Source organism: Pseudomonas faucium, assembly GCF_021602585.1.
GTDB classification, from domain to species: Bacteria; Pseudomonadota; Gammaproteobacteria; order Pseudomonadales; family Pseudomonadaceae; genus Aquipseudomonas; species Aquipseudomonas faucium.
The window spans coordinates 58,972-76,861 of sequence record NZ_BQIP01000026.1 but is presented as its reverse complement, the minus strand read 5'-3'; the positions used below and the strand labels follow the sequence as shown (position 1 = coordinate 76,861).

The 17,890-nt window shown below is 63.5% G+C and carries 14 protein-coding genes; 8 read left to right on the top strand and 6 right to left on the bottom strand.

Features of this window, described 5'->3' with window-relative positions; translation table 11 throughout:
* Window positions 1-434: 434 nt before the first annotated feature.
* From L6D75_RS23515 to L6D75_RS23505, 3 genes are all read right to left on the bottom strand, one after another.
* Window positions 435-3,245, bottom strand: coding sequence for an FAD-binding and (Fe-S)-binding domain-containing protein (locus L6D75_RS23515; RefSeq protein ID WP_176517379.1), 2,811 nt, complete (start codon window positions 3,243-3,245; stop codon window positions 435-437).
* A 73-nt stretch (window positions 3,246-3,318) separates the two neighbouring features.
* The gene (gene lldD, locus L6D75_RS23510; RefSeq protein ID WP_176517378.1) at window positions 3,319-4,464 is read right to left on the bottom strand and encodes an FMN-dependent L-lactate dehydrogenase LldD; all 1,146 of its coding nucleotides are present in this window, start codon (window positions 4,462-4,464) and stop codon (window positions 3,319-3,321) included.
* A gap of 63 nt (window positions 4,465-4,527) precedes the next feature.
* Window positions 4,528-6,198, bottom strand: a complete 1,671-nt coding sequence (locus L6D75_RS23505) for a lactate permease LctP family transporter (RefSeq protein WP_176517377.1) — start codon at window positions 6,196-6,198, stop codon at window positions 4,528-4,530.
* Window positions 6,199-6,453: 255 nt separating this feature from the next.
* Between L6D75_RS23505 and L6D75_RS23500 the strand changes: the two genes are divergently transcribed.
* Window positions 6,454-7,221 (top strand): FCD domain-containing protein, encoded by a 768-nt coding sequence (locus tag L6D75_RS23500; protein ID WP_176517376.1) that lies wholly within the window; start codon window positions 6,454-6,456, stop codon window positions 7,219-7,221.
* A 106-nt stretch (window positions 7,222-7,327) separates the two neighbouring features.
* Here L6D75_RS23500 and smpB read toward each other — a convergent pair whose 3' ends face one another.
* Window positions 7,328-7,810, bottom strand: coding sequence for an SsrA-binding protein SmpB (gene smpB / locus L6D75_RS23495; protein ID WP_016391772.1), 483 nt, complete (start codon window positions 7,808-7,810; stop codon window positions 7,328-7,330).
* Between the two features lie 163 nt (window positions 7,811-7,973).
* Between smpB and L6D75_RS23490 the strand changes: the two genes are divergently transcribed.
* Complete coding sequence (locus L6D75_RS23490; protein WP_176517375.1) at window positions 7,974-8,408, top strand: type II toxin-antitoxin system RatA family toxin; 435 nt, start codon at window positions 7,974-7,976, stop codon at window positions 8,406-8,408.
* Between the two features lie 88 nt (window positions 8,409-8,496).
* On the opposite strand, the gene L6D75_RS23485 is transcribed toward L6D75_RS23490, so the two are convergent.
* Window positions 8,497-9,030 carry an outer membrane protein assembly factor BamE gene (locus L6D75_RS23485; protein ID WP_176517374.1) on the bottom strand — a complete coding sequence of 178 codons (534 nt, stop codon included), beginning with the start codon at window positions 9,028-9,030 and terminating at the stop codon, window positions 8,497-8,499.
* Between the two features lie 97 nt (window positions 9,031-9,127).
* Here L6D75_RS23485 and fur point away from each other — a divergent pair, with 97 nt between their 5' ends.
* On the top strand, window positions 9,128-9,532 hold the full coding sequence (fur, locus tag L6D75_RS23480) for a ferric iron uptake transcriptional regulator (protein WP_008096237.1): 405 nt from the start codon (window positions 9,128-9,130) through the stop codon (window positions 9,530-9,532).
* A gap of 221 nt (window positions 9,533-9,753) precedes the next feature.
* Here fur and recN read toward each other — a convergent pair whose 3' ends face one another.
* Window positions 9,754-11,427 (bottom strand): DNA repair protein RecN, encoded by a 1,674-nt coding sequence (gene recN, locus L6D75_RS23475; protein WP_176517373.1) that lies wholly within the window; start codon window positions 11,425-11,427, stop codon window positions 9,754-9,756.
* A gap of 191 nt (window positions 11,428-11,618) precedes the next feature.
* On the opposite strand from recN, the gene grpE reads away from it, so the two are divergent.
* The 5 genes from grpE to carA all read left to right on the top strand — a co-directional run bounded on the left by grpE (window position 11,619) and on the right by carA (window position 17,799).
* Window positions 11,619-12,173, top strand: coding sequence for a nucleotide exchange factor GrpE (gene grpE / locus L6D75_RS23470; protein ID WP_176517372.1), 555 nt, complete (start codon window positions 11,619-11,621; stop codon window positions 12,171-12,173).
* A gap of 101 nt (window positions 12,174-12,274) precedes the next feature.
* The gene (gene dnaK, locus L6D75_RS23465; protein WP_176517371.1) at window positions 12,275-14,200 is read left to right on the top strand and encodes a molecular chaperone DnaK; all 1,926 of its coding nucleotides are present in this window, start codon (window positions 12,275-12,277) and stop codon (window positions 14,198-14,200) included.
* 203 nt (window positions 14,201-14,403) lie between these two features.
* Window positions 14,404-15,528 carry a molecular chaperone DnaJ gene (gene dnaJ / locus L6D75_RS23460; RefSeq protein ID WP_176517370.1) on the top strand — a complete coding sequence of 375 codons (1,125 nt, stop codon included), beginning with the start codon at window positions 14,404-14,406 and terminating at the stop codon, window positions 15,526-15,528.
* A gap of 13 nt (window positions 15,529-15,541) precedes the next feature.
* The gene (dapB, locus tag L6D75_RS23455) at window positions 15,542-16,345 is read left to right on the top strand and encodes a 4-hydroxy-tetrahydrodipicolinate reductase (protein ID WP_236193857.1); all 804 of its coding nucleotides are present in this window, start codon (window positions 15,542-15,544) and stop codon (window positions 16,343-16,345) included.
* A gap of 317 nt (window positions 16,346-16,662) precedes the next feature.
* Window positions 16,663-17,799, top strand: a complete 1,137-nt coding sequence (gene carA, locus L6D75_RS23450; RefSeq protein ID WP_003249935.1) for a glutamine-hydrolyzing carbamoyl-phosphate synthase small subunit — start codon at window positions 16,663-16,665, stop codon at window positions 17,797-17,799.
* The last annotated feature ends 91 nt before the right edge of the window (window positions 17,800-17,890 follow it).

Sequence of the window (17,890 nt, the reverse complement as noted above, 5' to 3'; positions counted from 1 at the left end):
GGTCGGGGACGATTTTGATCATGGCAATTCCCAGTTTGTTTACTGAACAGGAGCTGCCAACTCGATCCTTCTCACGGGAGTGGGGTGGCAGCCATGCGCGGGGTGAGAAACCGGTAAACATGGGAAAGCCGGCCAGACCGAAGTCTGCCCGCGCAGGGCTGCCATAACGAGGCTGCTGTCATGTTTACAGGGTTCTCACGCCCACATCGTTCGAAAACGACTCTGGGAAATTAGCCCTGATGGTTGTGAGCAACAACAGCGAAACGTCTGTAACGATCGTAGGATAATTCCCAAAGTGTCCAATTCAGAAGGATTTGGTTTCAGATTGGGAAAAGTCTTACGGCTGGAGGGGGTAGGCGAGGGCTTTGCCCTCGATCGCCGGCAAGCCGGCTCCTACAGGTAGCTGTGGGGCCGCAACGCGGCCCCGGGGATGTTCAGATACTGCGCGGGCGGGTGACGCGATCCACCAGGTAGACCAACCCGTGGTAATCGATCCCGCTATGACTGGACAACCCAATCTCACAGGTGCGGCTGGTAGAAATCCCTTCCCCGCAATACTGCACCGCATCCTTCAGGCTACGCAGCGAATGCGCATTCAGCTCGGGCGTGGTGAAGCCCTTGTCCCCGGCAAACCCGCAACAGTGAATCCCCTCCGGCACCACCACCTGCTTGCTGCACATCCGCGTCAGGTCGATCAGCGCCTGGCTCTCGCCCAGGTGCTGGGTGCTGCAGGTCACGTGCACGGCCACCGGCTCCTCCTGCGGGGTGAACTCCAGCTTGTCCATCAGGTGGGTGCGGATGAAACGCACCGGGTCGTACAGGTCCAGGCGGGTTTCGCCCAGGTCCTGCACCAGGCGCAGGGTGCATGGGCTGGTGTCGCAGTAGATCGGGTCGAGGCCGCCGCGGCTGGCGTGCAGCAGCGCGTTGATCAGCTCCTGGCGCTTGTGCTCGGCCTGCTCGGGGTAGCCTTTGGAGGCGAACGGCTGGCCGCAGCACAGGCTGTCGGCGTTGTCGGGGAACACCACCTGGTAGCCGGCCTTTTCCAGCAGGGCGCGGGTCTTGTCCAGTAGCGAACTTTGCTCGCGGTCGGCGTAGGCCGGGCCCATCACGCGGGAGACGCAGGCGGCCAGGTACACGACGCGGGGGCGGGCGTCATGGCTGGCCGGGCCGAAGTCGATGCTGCGCAGGGGCTGCGGCATGGCCGGGGTCCACTGCGGCAGGCGGCCTTTGCTGGCCTTGCTCAAGCTCGCGCTCAGGCGGCCTAGGCGCGGGGCGCCGAGCAGCTTGCGCGCGGTGTTGGCGGCGGTGAGGGTCAGGCGCGCGCCGCCCAGGGCGGTGCGGAAGTGCTCGGCCAGCCAGTCGGCTGCCTTGGCGTGCTCGGCGGCCTGGCTGCGCAGTTTCTTCACCAGCTCGCCGGTGTTGATGCCCACCGGGCAGCGCTGGGCGCACAGGCCGGTGGCGGCGCAGGTGTCGATGCCTTGGTACTGGTAGGTCTGCAGCAGCTCGCGGGTGTCGATGCCGGCGCGTTTCTTGGCCTGGATGTCGCGCCACATGACGATGCGCTGGCGTGGGCTGAGGGTCAGGCCCTTGGACGGGCACACCGGTTCGCAAAAGCCGCATTCGATGCACTTGTCGACGATTTCGTCGGCGGCAGGCAGCGGCTTGAGGTTCTTCAGGTGGATGTCCGGATCTTCGCTCAGCACCACGTCGGGGTTGAGGATGCCGTTGGGGTCGAGCAGGCGCTTGAGCGCCCACATCAGCTGGTAGGCATCACGGCCCCACTCCAGCTCCACGAACGGCGCCATGTTGCGCCCGGTGCCGTGCTCGGCCTTGAGCGAGCCGCCGAACTCCACGGCCACCAGCTGCGCCACGTCGTCCATGAAGGCCTGGTAGCGCGCCACTTCTTCGGGGCTGTTGAAGCCCTGGGTGAAGACGAAGTGCAGGTTGCCCTCCAGGGCATGGCCGAAGATGATCGCTTCGTCGTAGTGGTGCTTGTCGAACAGCTGGATCAGGCGGTTCACGCCCTCGGCCAGTTGCTCGACCGGGAAGGTCACGTCTTCGATGATGACCGTGGTGCCGGTCTGGCGCACGGCGCCGACGGCGGGGAAGGTGTCCTTGCGGATTTTCCACAGTTGGTTGTACACCGCCGGGTCTTCGCTGAAGTCGACTTTCTGTTCCAGCGAGTAGTCGGCGATCGATGCCATTACCTGCTGTAACTGTTCATGCAGAAGGCTCTGGCTGGCGGCGCGGGATTCGATCAGCAGGGCACAGGCGTTGTCCGACAGGCCTTTGACCCACAGCGGCATGCCCGGCATGTTCTGCACCGAACGCAGGCTACGTCGGTCCAGCAGCTCGACTGCGGACACGGGCTGGCGCTTGAGCACGGTGACCGCGCGGCAGCAGCTTTCCACGCTGGGGAATACCAGCAAGGCGCTGGCCTTGTGCGGGTGGTCGGGCACGGTGTCGTAGGTGACGGCGCTGATGAAGCCCAAGGTGCCTTCGGAGCCGACCAACAGATGCTGCAGGATATCCAGCGGCTGGTCGTAGTCCACCAGTGCGTTTAGTGACAGGCCTGTGGTGTTCTTCAGCCGGTATTTGTGCCGGATGCGCTCGGCCAGTTCAGTGTTGGCGCGGGTTTCGCGGCCGAGCCGGGCCAGTGCTTCGAGCAATTCGGCGTGGCTGTTTTCGAAGGCCGCGACGCTGGCCGGGTCTTCACTGTCGACGCGGGTGCCGTCGGCCAGCACCAGGCGCAGGCCGGCCAGGGTGTGGTAGGTGTTCTGCGCGGTGCCGCAGCACATGCCGCTGGCATTGTTGGCGACGATGCCGCCGATTTTGCAGGCGTTGATCGAGGCCGGGTCCGGGCCGATCTTGCGCCCGTAGGGGGCCAGCCAGGCGTTGGCCTGGGCGCCGATCACCCCCGGCTGCAGGCGGATCTGCTCGCCCTGGCCGCGGATTTCCTTGGCGCCCCAGTTGTCGCCGAGCACGATCAGCACCGAGTCGCTGATGGCCTGCCCGGACAGGCTGGTGCCGGCGGCGCGGAAGGTGACCGGCACGCGCTCGCGCTGGGCCAGCTGGATCAAGCCGACCACTTCGTCTTCGGACTCGACGCGCACCACCAGCTTGGGGATCAGCCGGTAGAAGCTGGCATCGGTGCCGAAGGCCAATGTCGAGGTCGGGTCGTCGAAGCGGCGTTCGGCGGGAATCAGGTGCTCGACATCACGCAGGAACGCGGCGGGCAGGCTCATGCAATCTCCTCGCGGGGCCACGGCGTCTGGCGCGCCGTGTGCCCCGGTCATTCAGGCGGTGTGTGGCGGGCGCTCAGGCGCCCAGTTCGCGGACCAGCGAGTCGCGGCTGATTTCGCTGATCGACTTGGCGCCGGTCAGCACCATGGCCACGCGCATTTCCTTCTCGAACAGTTCGAGCAGGTTCTTCACCCCGGCCTGGCCATGCACGGCCAGGGCCCAGAGGAAGGCGCGGCCGATCAGCACGGTGTCGGCGCCCAGGGCGATCATGCGCACCACGTCGAGGCCGCTGCGGATGCCGGAGTCGGCGAGAATCTTCAGGTCACCTTTGACCGCATCGGCAATCGCCGGCAGGGCGCGGGCGCTGGACAGCACGCCGTCGAGCTGGCGGCCGCCGTGGTTGGACACGACGATGCCGTCGGCGCCGAACTTGACCGCGTCACGGGCGTCGTCGGCGTCGAGGATGCCCTTGATGATCATCGGGCCGTCCCAGAATTCGCGGATCCACTCCAGGTCCTTCCACGAGATCGACGGGTCGAAGTTGTTGCCCAGCCAGCCGATGTAGTCGGCAAGGCCGGTGGGGTTACCACGGTATTTGGAGATGTTGCCCAGGTCGTGCGGGCGGCCCATCACGCCGACGTCCCAGGCCCATTCGGGGTGGGTCATGGCTTGCAGCACGCGGCGCATCGGCCCGTTGGCACCGCTCATGCCGGAGTGGGCGTCGCGGTAGCGGGCGCCGGGCACCGGCATGTCGACGGTGAACACCAGGGTTTTCACCCCGGCGGCCTTGGCGCGCTCCAGGGCATTGCGCATGAAGCCGCGGTCCTTGAGCACGTAGAGCTGGAACCACATCGGCCGGTCGATGGCAGGCGCGACTTCTTCGATCGGGCACACCGACACCGTCGACATGGTGAACGGAATGCCATGGGCCGCCGCAGCGCGCGCCGCCTGCACTTCACCACGGCGGGCGTACATGCCGGTGAGGCCGACCGGGGCCAGGGCCACGGGCATGCTCAGGGTTTCGTCGAACAGCTGGGTCTGAAGGCTGAGCTCGGACATGTTCTTCAGCACGCGCTGGCGCAGGGCGATGCTGGCCAGGTCCGAGACGTTGTGGCGCAGGGTGTGCTCGGCGTAGGCGCCGCCGTCGGCGTAGTGGAAGAGGAACGGGGGCAGCTTGCGTTGGGCCGCGGCGCGATAGTCGGTGGAGGCGGAAATGATCATGGATTCTCGCAGCGTGGGTTGAGGGAGATGCCGGGCGCGCGCGGGCGCCCGGCCCCTTTCACTTTAGTGATGAACCAGCATGCCGGTCAGCCAATACGCCTGGATCAGGGTGATCAGGCCGACGATGGTGGCGAAGAACAGGCTGTGCTTGACGGTGAAACGGAACAGGTCGGATTCCTTGCCGACCAGGCCGGTGGCGGCGCAGGCCACGGCGATGGACTGCGGCGAAATCATCTTGCCGGTCACGCCGCCGCTGGTGTTGGCGGCCACCAGCAGGGTGTCGTTGACCCCGATCTGGTGTGCGGTGGTGGCCTGCAGCGAGCTGAACAGGGCGTTGGACGAGGTGTCGGAGCCGGTCAGGAACACGCCCAGCCAGCCAAGGAACGGCGAGAAGAACGGGAACGCGGCGCCGGTGCCGGCCAGGACCAGGGCCATGGTCGAGGACATGCCCGAGTAGTTGGTGACGAAGGCGAACGCCAGCACCATGCCGATCGACAGGATCGGCCAGCGCAGCTCCCAGAAGGTTTCTTTGAAAGTGGTCAGACCAGTTTTGAAGTTGATCTTCAGCACCGCCATGGAAATCAGCGCCGAGAGGAAGATCGCGGTGCCGGTGGCGGAGATCGGGTCGAGCTTGAACACCGCTGGCATGGCGGTGGGCGCGCTGACGATCGGCGCGGTCTTGATCACCAGCTGGTCAAGGTGCGGGATGGCGAAGTTGAACACGAAGTTGTACATCGCGCCGCCCGGGGCGAAGGCCGCCTTGAACGGCTTCAGGGTCCAGATGGTGACGAGCACGGTGAGGATCAGGAACGGCGACCAGGCCTTGAAGATTTCGCCGAAGCTGTACGGGCTCGGCTGGCTGCCGCTTGGCTGTACCACGGCGGCGCCGACGCTGCCTTTGGCTTCGGCGAACGAGCGCTTGGGTTGCCAGACTTTGAGGAACAGGGTCAGGCAGATCAGGCTGGCCAGGGCCGAGGTGATGTCCGGCAGTTCCGGGCCGATGAAGTTGGAGGTGAAGTACTGGGTCACGGCGAAGCTCAGGCCGGCGACCAGGGCGGCAGGCCAGGTTTCCTTCACGCCGCGCAGGCCGTCCATCATGAACACCAGCCAGAACGGCACGAACAACGACAGCAGCGGCAGCTGGCGGCCGGTCATGGCGCCGATGTGGAAGGCGTCGATGCCGGTGACCTGGCCGGCCACGATGATCGGGATGCCCAGGGCGCCGAAGGCCACCGGTGCGGTGTTGGCGATCAGGCACAGGCCAGCGGCGTACAGCGGGTTGAAGCCCAGGCCTACGAGCAAGGCGGCGGTGATCGCCACCGGGGCGCCGAAACCGGCCGCGCCTTCGAGGAACGCGCCGAAGCAGAAGCCGATCAGCAGCACCTGCAGGCGCTGGTCGTCGGTGATCGACAGCACCGAGCTGCGGATCACTTCGAACTGGCCGCTCTTGACCGTGAGTTTGTACAGGAACACCGCGGCAACGATGATCCAGGCAATCGGCCAGAGGCCGTAGAGGAAGCCGTAACCTGCGGCGGCGAGGGCCATGTCGACAGGCATCTGGAAGGCGAAGATCGCCACCAGGATCGACAGGCCAAGGGTGATGCTGCCGGCAACGTGGCCTTTGAGGCGGAACACGGCCAGGGCCAGGAAGAAGAAGACGATGGGGATGACTGCCGCCAGTGCGGACAGGCCAAGACTACCAAGCGGCGAATAGAGTTGTTGCCAGGTTTGCATATGGGGTAACCCCTAATTGTTGTTGGTCAGCACTGGCATTGGATAATTGGTAAGACCAATTTACAATGTCTGGTCGCTAGGTTAAAAGCGCTGTCGTCGGTGTGTCAATTTGTCCCGCGCAAAACTTTGCTCGCGGGCCGATGAATGGGCAGCTGATCGCCAGTGAAAATCACTGGCTGATGGGTGCTGGCGACGGCCGGATCGGCGAGAATAGGCGCCCCCTGAAATCTGCCGGGGGTTTGTGGAGAGCATGTGATGGTTTTTGATCAGGTCCGCCAACGGCGCCTGTCCGACGATATCGTCGATCGGTTGGAAGGGATGATTCTCGAAGGCACGCTGACCTCCGGGCAGCGGCTGCCGGCCGAGCGCGTCCTGGCCGAACAGTTCGGTGTGTCGCGCCCGTCACTGCGTGAGGCGATCCAGAAGCTGGTGGCCAAGGGCTTGCTGGTCAGCCGCCAAGGTGGCGGCAACTATGTGGCCGAGTCGCTGGGCTCGACCTTCAGTGACCCGCTGCTGCAGCTGCTCGAGCACAGCGCCGAGGCGCAGCGTGACCTGCTGGAGTTTCGCCATACGCTGGAGGCTTCCTGCGCCTATTACGCGGCCCAGCGGGCTACCGAGCCGGATCGCGAGCGGCTCAAGGCGGCGTTCGATACCTTGCAGGATTGCTATGCGCGGGCCGATGAAGTGACGCGGGCAGAGGAGGGGGCGGCGGATGCGCGCTTCCACCTGGCGATTGCCGAGGCGAGCCACAATGCCGTGCTGCTGCATACCATTCGTGGTTTGTTCGACCTGCTCAAGCGCAACGTGGTGACCAACATTGGCGGCATGTACCAGCAGCGTAGCGAAACGCGCGACATGCTGATCAGCCAGCACCGCGAGTTGTACCTGGCGATTGTCGAGGGCAGGGCGGAGGATGCGCGGGAGGTGTCCAGCCGGCACATTCTGTATGTGCAGGAGGTGCTGGAAGAGGCGCAGGACGAGGCGCAGCGGGTGGCGCGGGCAGAGAGGCGCAGCGGGCGTTGAGCTTTACCGGCCTGATCGCCGGCAAGCCGGCTCCCACGCAAGACATGTGCTGTCCCCTGTGGGAGCCGGCTTGCCGGCGATAGGGCCGCTACAGGCTAAAGAAGTCTTACTCTTCCTTGCCCTTGTTACGCACCGCACGCTGCAGCTCGCGGTTGGAATCGCGCTCGCGCATGGTGTCGCGCTTGTCGAATTCCTTCTTGCCCTTGCCCAGCGCGATTTCGCACTTGATCAGGTGCTTGCTCCAGTACAGCGCCAGGGCCACGCAGGTGTAGCCCTTCTGCGCCACCGCCGCTTCCACGCGCTCGAGCTCGCGCTTGTTCAGCAGCAGCTTGCGGGTGCGGGTAGGGTCGGCGATGACGTGGGTGCTGGCGGCGGTCAGCGGGGTGATGTGGCTGCCGAACAGCCAGGCTTCGCCATCCTTGAGCAGCACGTAGCTGTCGGTCAGGTGCGCCTTGCCGGCCCGCAGGCTTTTTACTTCCCAGCCGGACAGGACCAGCCCGGCCTCGAACTTGTGTTCGATGAAGTAATCGTGTCGCGCTTTCTTGTTCTGCGCGATGGTCCCGGTCGGATGTTTCTTTTGCTTAGCCATAGGGGCGGCATTATAGGCAAGACACTGCGTCGTCGGCTACGGGATTTAGGTGAGCTTGAGCCACTGCGGTGAATACCGGACAATACAGCCCCTGTCATACGTACAGAACCTGTTTTCGGCACGCTGCGAAGCGCCGCCACCCAGCCTTGGAAGTGACGCCTGGATGACTACCCATATTCAACGCTCCGCCCTGCTGCCGTACCCTGCCCAGGCGCTCTACGATCTGGTCAACGATGTGGCCAGCTACCCGAAATTCCTGCCTTGGTGCTCGGCCTCGACGGTGATCGAGGCCAGCGACACGCACATGCGGGCCAAGCTGGAGGTGGCCAAGGGCGGCATGAGCCAGCAGTTCGTCACGCGCAATGTGCTGGTGCCGGGGCAGTCCATCGAGATGAACCTGGAAGAAGGGCCGTTTACCCAGCTGCATGGCCTGTGGGTGTTCAAACCGCTGGGTGAAAAGGCCTGCAAGATCAGCCTGGACTTGTCGTTCGACTATGCCGGGCCGATTGTGCGCGCCACCTTGGGGCCGCTGTTCAACCAGGCGGCCAATACCCTGGTGGATGCTTTCTGCCAGCGGGCCAAGCAGCTCAATGGCTGATTAGTCGCAAGCGCTTATCGCTTATATAGGCGTATAGGCGCCCACAAAAAAGCCCGGACATGTCCGGGCTTTTTCATGTCGCCTGCATTTACTGCGGCGAGGTTTCCAGCGGTGCTGGGGTCGGGACCGGCGTGGTCTCGATGGTATCGATTTCGCGCTGGATGGATTCTTCCACCGAACCTGGCTTGGCAGGTTTTTCTTCCGGCTGCGGCGCGGGCTGAGCGGGCTGGGTAGCCGGGCTGACCGTGGTATCGCTGCTGCCACCGAGGATTTCCTGGTCCTTGCTCACGCCGGGCATGAAGTCGCCGGACAGGCTGACCAGTTGGTCGCTCTCGTTGAAGAAGATGCTCATGCGTTCCTGCTGGCGTTGGCCGCCACCAGGCTGCAGACTGTACAGGTAGTCCCAACGGTTGGTGTTGAACGTATCCTGAATGAGCGGGTTGCCCATGATAAACCTTACTTGCCGGCGGGTCATTCCCGGGCGCAATTGGTCTATCATGTCCTGCGTAACGACATTGCCCTGCTGGATGTCGATTTTGTAAACCCCGGGAAACGAGCAACCGGCGAGTGCGAGCAGTCCCGCGAGGGCGAGGCTGTTTAGCAAGAGCTTGGTGTTTTGCATCGGTGGGCGACTTCCACTATCTTGGCTGGACAACGTAAACCCCGATCATACCCGTATTAAGAGAAGCTGCGAAGCAGCATCGGCGAGAAAGCTGACCATGGTTGAAAATAGCGAATTGCGCAAAGCCGGTCTCAAGGTAACCCTGCCTCGAGTCAAGATCCTTCAAATGCTCGATTCGACCGAGCAACGTCACATGAGCGCTGAAGATGTCTACAAGGCGCTGATGGAGGCTGGCGAGGACGTCGGTCTGGCAACCGTCTATCGCGTACTGACCCAGTTCGAAGCGGCGGGGCTGGTGGTACGGCACAACTTCGATGGCGGTCACGCGGTGTTCGAGCTGGCGGACGGCGGTCACCACGACCATATGGTCAACGTGGAGACCAGCGAAGTGATCGAATTCATGGATGCCGAAATCGAGCGGCGTCAAAAGGAGATCGTGGCCGAGCATGGCTACGAGCTGGTGGACCACAACCTGGTCCTGTATGTGCGTAAGAAAAAGTAACGATTTCGATCGTTATGAATAGCGAAGGCGACCTCAGGGTCGCCTTTGTGCTTTTTGAAGAATGCTTTTCGGGTGGGCTGTAGGAGCGGCCTTGTGTCGCGAAAGGGCTGCAGCGCAGCCCCGGCAATTCAAGCTGTGCAACTGGCTTCCTGGGGCCGCGTTGCGGCCCTTTCGCGACACAAGGCCGCTCCTACAATCAATGCGCTAGCTTGCGAGCGACATCAGGCCTTGCCGGACACCACCATCTTGCGCGCATGGGCCAGCGATTCCTTGGTCAGGTCGATACCGCCCAGCATCCGCGCCACTTCCTCGACCCGCTCGCGCTTGCCCAGGCTGGCCACGGCGGTATGGGTGGTGTCGCTGTTGCGCACCTTGTGCACGAACAGGTGGTGATGCCCCTGCGCTGCCACTTGCGGCAGGTGGGTCACGGTCAGCACCTGCCCGCGCTCGCCCAGTCGGCGCAGCAACTGGCCGACGATCTCGGCAGTAGGCCCGCCAATACCGACATCGACCTCGTCGAACACCAGGGTCGGGATGCGCGAGGTCTGCGCGGTAATGACCTGGATCGCCAGGCTGATACGTGACAGCTCGCCGCCCGATGCCACCTTTGCCAGGCCCTTGAGCGGTTGCCCAGGGTTGGCGCTGACCAGCAGTTCGATCTGCTCCAGGCCATGGGGCGACAGGTCGTTGCCTTCATTGGGCGTGAGCTCGATGCAGAAGCGCCCGCCCGGCATGCCCAGGCGCTGGATTTCCTGTTCCACGGCAATCGCCAGTTGCTGGGCCGCCTGCTGGCGCAGGGCGCTCAGCTCGACTGCCTTGGCCTGGTAATGCTGGGCAAAGGCAGTCAGCTCCTCGCCCAGGCGCTCGATCGACTCGTCGCTGGCATTCAGGCTTTCCAGTTCTTCCATCAATTGCTGCTGCAGGTGCGGCAGCTCGGTTGGGTGTACCCGGTGTTTGCGCGCCAGGGTATAGATGGTGTCCAGGCGTTCTTCGAGCGATTGCAGGCGCATCGGGTCGGCGTCGAAGTTGTCGAGGAAGCGGTTGAGCTCGCCGACGGCTTCCTCTATCTGGATCTGCGCGCTGGAAATCAGGTTGGCAGCTTCGCCCAGGGCCTTGGGTGTATTGGCCGCAGCGCCGAGGCGGTTGAGGCTGGAGGTGAGGGCGCTGAGCACGTTGCCCGAGTCGCTTTCGCTGCACTGGTCGATGACCTGGCGGCAGATGCCGAACAGGGCTTCGGCGTTGGTCAGGTTCTTGTGCTCCTGCTCCAGTTGCTCCAGTTCGTTTTCACCCAGGCCGAGGTTGTCCAGCTCTTCCAGTTGGTAGCTGAGCAGCTGGTGGCGGGCGCGTTGTTCATCGCCGGAGTTGGCCAGGCGCTCCCGCTCCAGGCGCGTCTGGTTCCAGCGTTTGGCCGCCAGCTGCACCTGGCGGGCCAGGTCGACGGCGCCGGCATACTCGTCGAGCAGGCGGCGGTGGGTGTCGGTCTTGAGCAGCGACTGGTGCTCGTGCTGGCTGTGGATATCGATCAGCAGTTCGCCGAGTGCCTTGAGGTCGCCCAGGGGGCAGGGCGTGCCGTTGATGTAGCCACGGCTGCGGCCCTCTGCGGTGATGACGCGGCGCAGGATGCACGGGCCGTCGTTGTCCAGGTCGCGTTCGGCCAGCCAGGTGTGTGCTTCGGGAATGTCCACCAGGTCGAAGGTGGCGAGGATGTCCGCCTTGTCGGCGCCGGGGCGCACCACGCCGCTGTCGGCACGGTCGCCCAGGGCCAGGCCGAGAGCGTCGAGCATGATCGATTTGCCGGCGCCGGTTTCGCCGGTGATGACCGACATGCCACGGGCCAGTTCGAGGTCGAGGTGTTCGACGATGGCGTAGTTGTGAATGGACAGGTGCACCAGCATGGGGGCGGCTCCCGAAGTTCAGGTCTGGTTATTTATACAGTACTTTTTTCGACCCTGCCAATGTCCCTCGGCGGATTTTCTCGCCGCCTGGAAAACCGCCTTGCCCCTTGAAGCTAGTTTTTCCGGCCCCATATAGCCGGCAGACACGGCGAGCTTTGCTCGTACAACAGAAATTGCAGAGGAGAGACCCCATGGCTGACGAACAGCTGAACGAGAAAGACCTTAATGCCGAAGAGGCCGCCCCAGTGGATAACGGCGCCCGCGTTCAGGAGCTCGAGGAGCAGCTGGCCGCCGCCAAGGATCAATCCCTGCGTGTTGCAGCTGAAGCGCAGAACAGCATCCGCCGCGCCGAACAGGAAGTCGACAAGGCCCGCAAGTTCGCCCTCGAGAAGTTTGCCGGCGACCTGCTGCCGGTCATCGACAGCCTGGAGCTGGCCCTGGCGCATTCGAGCGCCCAGGACGATCAGGTCAAGACCATCCGCGATGGCGTCGAGCTGACCCTGAAGATGTTCCAGGACACCCTCAAGCGCTACAACCTCGAAGCCATCGACCCGCACGGCCAGCCGTTCAATCCTGAGCACCACCAGGCCATGGCCATGCAGGAAAACGCCGAGGTCGAGCCGAACAGCGTGCTCAACGTGTTCCAGAAGGGCTACCTGCTCAACGGCCGCCTGCTGCGCCCTGCGATGGTAGTGGTGAGCAAGGCGCCAGCCGCCCCGCAACCTTCGATCGATGAGAAGGCTTGAAATCCGACGGGGCATCCCCATCTAAGTGTCAAGCCTTCAAGTATTACCGCAGTTGGCCAAAGTAGTCGCTGCCACCAAATTCAAGTTTCGGGAGAGTAAACATGGGCAAAATCATCGGTATCGACCTGGGGACCACCAACTCGTGCGTCTCCATTCTGGAAAACGGTAACGTCAAGGTCATCGAGAACGCCGAAGGCGCGCGTACCACCCCTTCGATCGTGGCCTACGCCAACGACGGCGAAATCCTGGTCGGCCAGTCGGCCAAGCGCCAGGCTGTGACCAACCCGCACAACACCCTGTTCGCCGTGAAGCGCCTGATCGGCCGCCGCTTCGAAGAAGACGTCGTGCAGAAAGACATCAAGCTGGTGCCTTACAAGATCGTCAAGGGCGGTAACGGCGACGCTTGGGTCCAGGCCAACGGCAAAGACATGGCGCCACCACAGATCAGCGCCGAAGTCCTGAAGAAAATGAAGAAGACCGCCGAAGACTACCTCGGCGAGCCTGTCACCGAGGCGGTCATCACCGTACCGGCGTACTTCAACGACAGCCAGCGCCAGGCCACCAAAGACGCCGGTCGCATCGCCGGCCTGGACGTCAAGCGCATCATCAACGAGCCGACCGCCGCTGCGCTGGCCTACGGCATGGACAAGGCCAAGGGCGATCACACCGTCATCGTTTATGACCTGGGTGGTGGTACCTTCGACGTTTCGGTCATCGAAATCGCCGAAGTCGACGGTGAGCACCAGTTCGAAGTACTGGCCACCAACGGCGACACCTTCCTCGGTGGTGAAGACTTCGACATGCGCCTGATCGACTACCTCGTCGACGAGTTCAAGAAAGAGTCCGGCATGGACCTGAAGAACGATCCACTGGCCCTGCAGCGTCTGAAAGAAGCTGCTGAAAAAGCCAAGATCGAGCTGTCCTCGACTCAGTCGACCGACGTCAACCTGCCGTACATCACTGCAGATGCGACCGGTCCGAAGCACCTGAACGTGAAGATCTCCCGCGCCAAGCTGGAGTCGCTGGTCGAAGACCTGGTTCAACGTACCATCGAGCCTTGCCGCATCGCCCTGAAAGACGCCGGCATCGACGCCAGCAAGATCGACGACGTGATCCTGGTCGGTGGCCAGACCCGTATGCCGATGGTGCAGAAGGCCGTTGCCGACTTCTTCGGTAAAGAAGCGCGCAAGGACGTCAACCCGGACGAAGCCGTGGCCATGGGTGCTGCCATCCAGGGCGCTGTACTGGCCGGTGACGTGAAAGACGTGCTGCTGCTGGACGTCAGCCCGCTGACCCTGGGTATCGAAACCATGGGCGGCGTGATGACCGCGCTGATCGAGAAGAACACCACCATCCCGACCAAGAAGTCGCAGGTGTTCTCGACTGCCGACGACAACCAGGGCGCCGTGACCATTCACGTGCTGCAGGGCGAGCGTAAGCAGGCTGCGCAGAACAAGTCGCTGGGCAAGTTCGACCTGGCTGACATTCCGCCAGCACCGCGTGGCGTGCCACAGATCGAAGTGACCTTCGACATCGACGCCAACGGCATCCTGCACGTCGGCGCCAAAGACAAGGCCACCGGCAAGGCTCAATCGATCGTGATCAAGGCCAACTCCGGCCTGTCCGACGAGGAAATCGAGCGCATGGTGCGTGACGCCGAGGCCAACGCCGAGGAAGACCGCAAGTTCGAAGAACTGGCCGCTGCCCGTAACCAGGGTGATGCACTGGTTCACTCGACCCGCAAGATGGTCGCTGACGCCGGTGACAAGGTCACCGCCGAAGAGAAGACTGCCATCGAAGCGGCCGTGGTTGCCCTGGAAGCCGCCGTCAAAGGCGACGACAAGGCTGCTATCGACGCCAAGGTCGAAGAGCTGTCGAAGGTCTCGGCACCGGTTGCCCAGAAGATGTACGCCGATCAGGCTCAGCAACCGGAAGGCGCTGCCCAGCAGCAGGCCGAGCCTGAAGCCAAGCACGACGACGTGGTTGACGCCGAGTTCGAAGAAGTAAAAGGCGACGACAAGAAGTAATCGTTGCATGTTGTCGGCCAGTTCACCGGCGTTAGCCGGTGAACTGGTAGGATGTCGCCGCGCGGGGGCTTGCTCCCGCGTTGGTGTGTCTGGAATACGAGAATTTTTACAGCATCTGTCAAAGCCCCTGCGGGCTGGCAGCTGCTGCGGCACAGCGCATAGCGCAGAGGTATGCCGAACGCCCCCAAGAGTGCAAATGACCTATGGCAAAGCGTGATTATTATGAGGTCCTGGGTGTCGAGCGTGGCGCCAGTGAAGGTGATCTCAAAAAGGCCTATCGCCGCCTGGCGATGAAGTACCACCCCGACCGCAACCCGGGTGACAAAGAGTCGGAAGAGCAGTTCAAGGAGGCCAACGAGGCCTACGAAGTGCTGTCCGATGCGAGCAAGCGCGCGGCCTACGACCAATATGGTCATGCCGGCGTCGACCCCAGCATGGGTGGCGGTGGTGCCGGCTTCGGCGGCGCCAACTTCTCCGACATCTTCGGTGATGTGTTCAGCGATTTCTTCGGTGGCGGCCGCGGCGGTTCGCGTGGCGGCGCCCAGCGCGGCAGCGACCTGCGCTACACCCTGGAGCTGAACCTGGAAGAAGCGGTGCGTGGCACCACGGTCAATATCCGCGTACCCACGCTGGTCAACTGCAAGCCCTGCGATGGCTCCGGCGCCAAGAAGGGCTCGACCCCGGCCACCTGCCCGACCTGCGGCGGCATCGGCCAGGTGCGCATGCAGCAAGGCTTCTTCTCGGTGCAGCAGACCTGCCCACGTTGCCACGGCCAGGGCAAGATCATTACCGACCCTTGCGGCTCGTGCCACGGCGAAGGCCGTGTCGAGGAATACAAGACCCTGTCGGTCAAAGTGCCGGCTGGCGTCGATACCGGCGACCGCATCCGCCTGTCCGGCGAAGGCGAGGCGGGCACCCACGGCGGCCCGACTGGCGACCTGTATGTGGTGATCAACGTGCGCGAGCACGAGATCTTCCAGCGTGACGGCAAGCACCTGTACTGCGAAGTGCCGATCAGCTACACCGATGCTGCCTTGGGTGGCGAGCTGGAAGTGCCGACCCTCGATGGCCGCGTGAAGCTGAAGATCCCCGAAGGCACCCAGACCGGCAAGCAGTTCCGCCTGCGCGGCAAGGGTGTGGCGCCGGTGCGTGGTGGTGGTGCAGGTGACCTGCTGTGCCGCGTGGCGGTCGAGACCCCGGTCAACCTCAGCCGCCGTCAGCGCGAGCTGCTCGAAGAGCTGCGTGACTCGCTCGAAGGTGACAGCTCCCACTCGCCCAAGGCCAATGGCTGGTTCGATGGCGTGAAGCGCTTCTTCGGCGATCTCTGATAAGGAATTGGCTATGCGACGTATTGCAGTGATGGGCGCGGCAGGGCGGATGGGCAAGACCCTCGTCGAAGCCGTGCAGCAAACCCCGGGTGCCGGGCTGACCGCAGCGATCGACCGTCCGGACAGCTCGCTGGTCGGCGCTGACGCTGGTGAGTTGGCAGCCCTCGGCCGGATCGGCGTGCTGCTGTCCGATGACCTGGCCAAGGTTGCCGACGAGTTCGATGTGCTGATCGACTTCACTCACCCGTCGGTGACCTTGAAGAACCTGGCGTTCTGCCGCAAGCACGGCAAGGCGATGATCATCGGCACCACCGGCTTCACCGTCGAGGAGAAGCAGTTGCTGGCCGAGGCGGGCAAGGACATTCCGATCGTGTTCGCCGCCAACTTCAGCGTCGGCGTCAACCTCAGCCTCAAGCTGCTGGACATGGCGGCGCGTGTGCTGGGTGACGATGTCGACATCGAGATCATCGAGGCGCACCACCGGCACAAGGTCGATGCGCCGTCGGGTACCGCGCTGCGCATGGGTGAAGTGGTTGCCAATGCGCTGGGGCGTGACCTGCAGGAAGTGGCGGTGTATGGCCGTGAAGGCCAGACCGGTGCGCGTGACCGCAAGACCATCGGCTTTGCCACCGTGCGTGCCGGCGATGTGGTCGGCGATCACACCGTGCTGTTCGCCGCCGAAGGCGAGCGCCTGGAGATCACCCACAAGGCCTCCAGCCGCATGACCTTCGCCAAGGGCGCCGTGCGTGCGGCGCTGTGGCTCGACGGCCGCGAGCCGGGCCTGTATGACATGCAGGACGTGCTGGAGCTGCGCTAAGCCTTGATGGCCTCATCGCCGGCAAGCCGGCTCCCACGGGAAGCGCGCAGGCCCAGAGCCTTGTGGCGTTCTTTGTGGGAGCCGGCTTGCCGGCGATGGGGGTGCAACGCACCCCTCTGTCGCAATCATGTGTTTTAGAGGCACATATGCGGTAGACCGAAAACGCACTTTTCTGTAAGCTACAGCTTTAGTGTGTCCACTAAAAGCGCGCAGCGAATTGAATTCAGCACATAAAAGCGGGGTGACGTGTCCATACGTCACTCCGCTTTTTTGCAACCTGCGATCGCCCTTTCATGCTTGATTTACGGGAGGTCTTCTTGACAAAGCCAGCCATACTCGCCCTTGCCGACGGCAGTATTTTTCGCGGTGAAGCCATTGGTGCCGACGGTCAAACCGTTGGTGAGGTGGTATTCAACACCGCTATGACCGGCTACCAGGAAATCCTTACAGACCCTTCCTACGCGCAGCAAATCGTTACCCTGACCTACCCGCACATCGGCAACACCGGCACCACGCCGGAAGACGCCGAGTCGAACCGTGTCTGGTCCGCTGGCCTGGTCATCCGTGACCTGCCGCTGCTGGCCAGCAACTGGCGCAACACCCAGTCGCTGCCTGAGTACCTCAAGGCCAACAATGTCGTCGCCATCGCTGGCATCGACACCCGCCGCCTGACCCGTATCCTGCGTGAAAAGGGCGCCCAGAACGGTTGCATCCTCGCCGGTGACAACATCAGCGAAGAGGCCGCCATCGCCGCTGCCCGCGGCTTCCCAGGCCTCAAAGGCATGGACCTGGCCAAGGTCGTGTCCACCAAGGAACGCTACGAGTGGCGCTCCAGCGTGTGGGAGCTGAAAACCGACAGCCACCCGACCATCGACGCTGCCGACCTGCCGTACCACGTGGTCGCCTTCGACTACGGCGTCAAGCTGAACATCCTGCGCATGCTGGTTGCCCGCGGCTGCCGCGTGACCGTGGTGCCTGCCCAGACCCCAGCCAGCGAAGTGCTCGCCCTCAACCCCGATGGCGTGTTCCTGTCCAACGGCCCTGGCGACCCCGAGCCATGCGACTACGCGATCCAGGCGATCAAGGAAATCCTTGAAACCGAGATCCCGGTCTTCGGCATCTGCCTCGGCCACCAGCTGCTGGCCCTGGCCTCCGGCGCCAAGACCGTGAAGATGGGCCACGGCCACCACGGCGCCAACCACCCGGTCCAGGACCTGGACACCGGCGTGGTCATGATCACCAGCCAGAACCACGGTTTCGCCGTCGACGAAGCGACCCTGCCGGGCAATGTCCGCGCCATCCACAAGTCGCTGTTCGACGGTACCCTGCAGGGCATCGAGCGCACCGACAAGAGCGCGTTCAGCTTCCAGGGCCACCCTGAAGCGAGCCCGGGCCCGACCGACGTCGCGCCACTGTTCGATCGTTTCACCGATGCCATGGCCAAGCGCCGCTGAGCATCCTGCTTCAAGGCCCCGGGCCGGCACCTGCCGCGCCCGGCAGCGCCTGACCCAGATTGTTCAAAGCGGCTTGCCGACTGACCCCGGA

Bases quoted from the DNA above. Each gene is read 5' to 3' on its own strand.
- L6D75_RS23515 (WP_176517379.1), bottom strand. From the start codon at position 3,245: ATGAGCCTGCCCGCCGCGTTCCTGCGTGATGTCGAGCACCTGATTCCC.
- lldD (WP_176517378.1), bottom strand. From the start codon at position 4,464: ATGATCATTTCCGCCTCCACCGACTATCGCGCCGCGGCCCAACGCAAG.
- L6D75_RS23505 (WP_176517377.1), bottom strand. From the start codon at position 6,198: ATGCAAACCTGGCAACAACTCTATTCGCCGCTTGGTAGTCTTGGCCTG.
- L6D75_RS23500 (WP_176517376.1), top strand. From the start codon at position 6,454: ATGGTTTTTGATCAGGTCCGCCAACGGCGCCTGTCCGACGATATCGTC.
- smpB (WP_016391772.1), bottom strand. From the start codon at position 7,810: ATGGCTAAGCAAAAGAAACATCCGACCGGGACCATCGCGCAGAACAAG.
- L6D75_RS23490 (WP_176517375.1), top strand. From the start codon at position 7,974: ATGACTACCCATATTCAACGCTCCGCCCTGCTGCCGTACCCTGCCCAG.
- L6D75_RS23485 (WP_176517374.1), bottom strand. From the start codon at position 9,030: ATGCAAAACACCAAGCTCTTGCTAAACAGCCTCGCCCTCGCGGGACTG.
- fur (WP_008096237.1), top strand. From the start codon at position 9,128: ATGGTTGAAAATAGCGAATTGCGCAAAGCCGGTCTCAAGGTAACCCTG.
- recN (WP_176517373.1), bottom strand. From the start codon at position 11,427: ATGCTGGTGCACCTGTCCATTCACAACTACGCCATCGTCGAACACCTC.
- grpE (WP_176517372.1), top strand. From the start codon at position 11,619: ATGGCTGACGAACAGCTGAACGAGAAAGACCTTAATGCCGAAGAGGCC.
- dnaK (WP_176517371.1), top strand. From the start codon at position 12,275: ATGGGCAAAATCATCGGTATCGACCTGGGGACCACCAACTCGTGCGTC.
- dnaJ (WP_176517370.1), top strand. From the start codon at position 14,404: ATGGCAAAGCGTGATTATTATGAGGTCCTGGGTGTCGAGCGTGGCGCC.
- dapB (WP_236193857.1), top strand. From the start codon at position 15,542: ATGCGACGTATTGCAGTGATGGGCGCGGCAGGGCGGATGGGCAAGACC.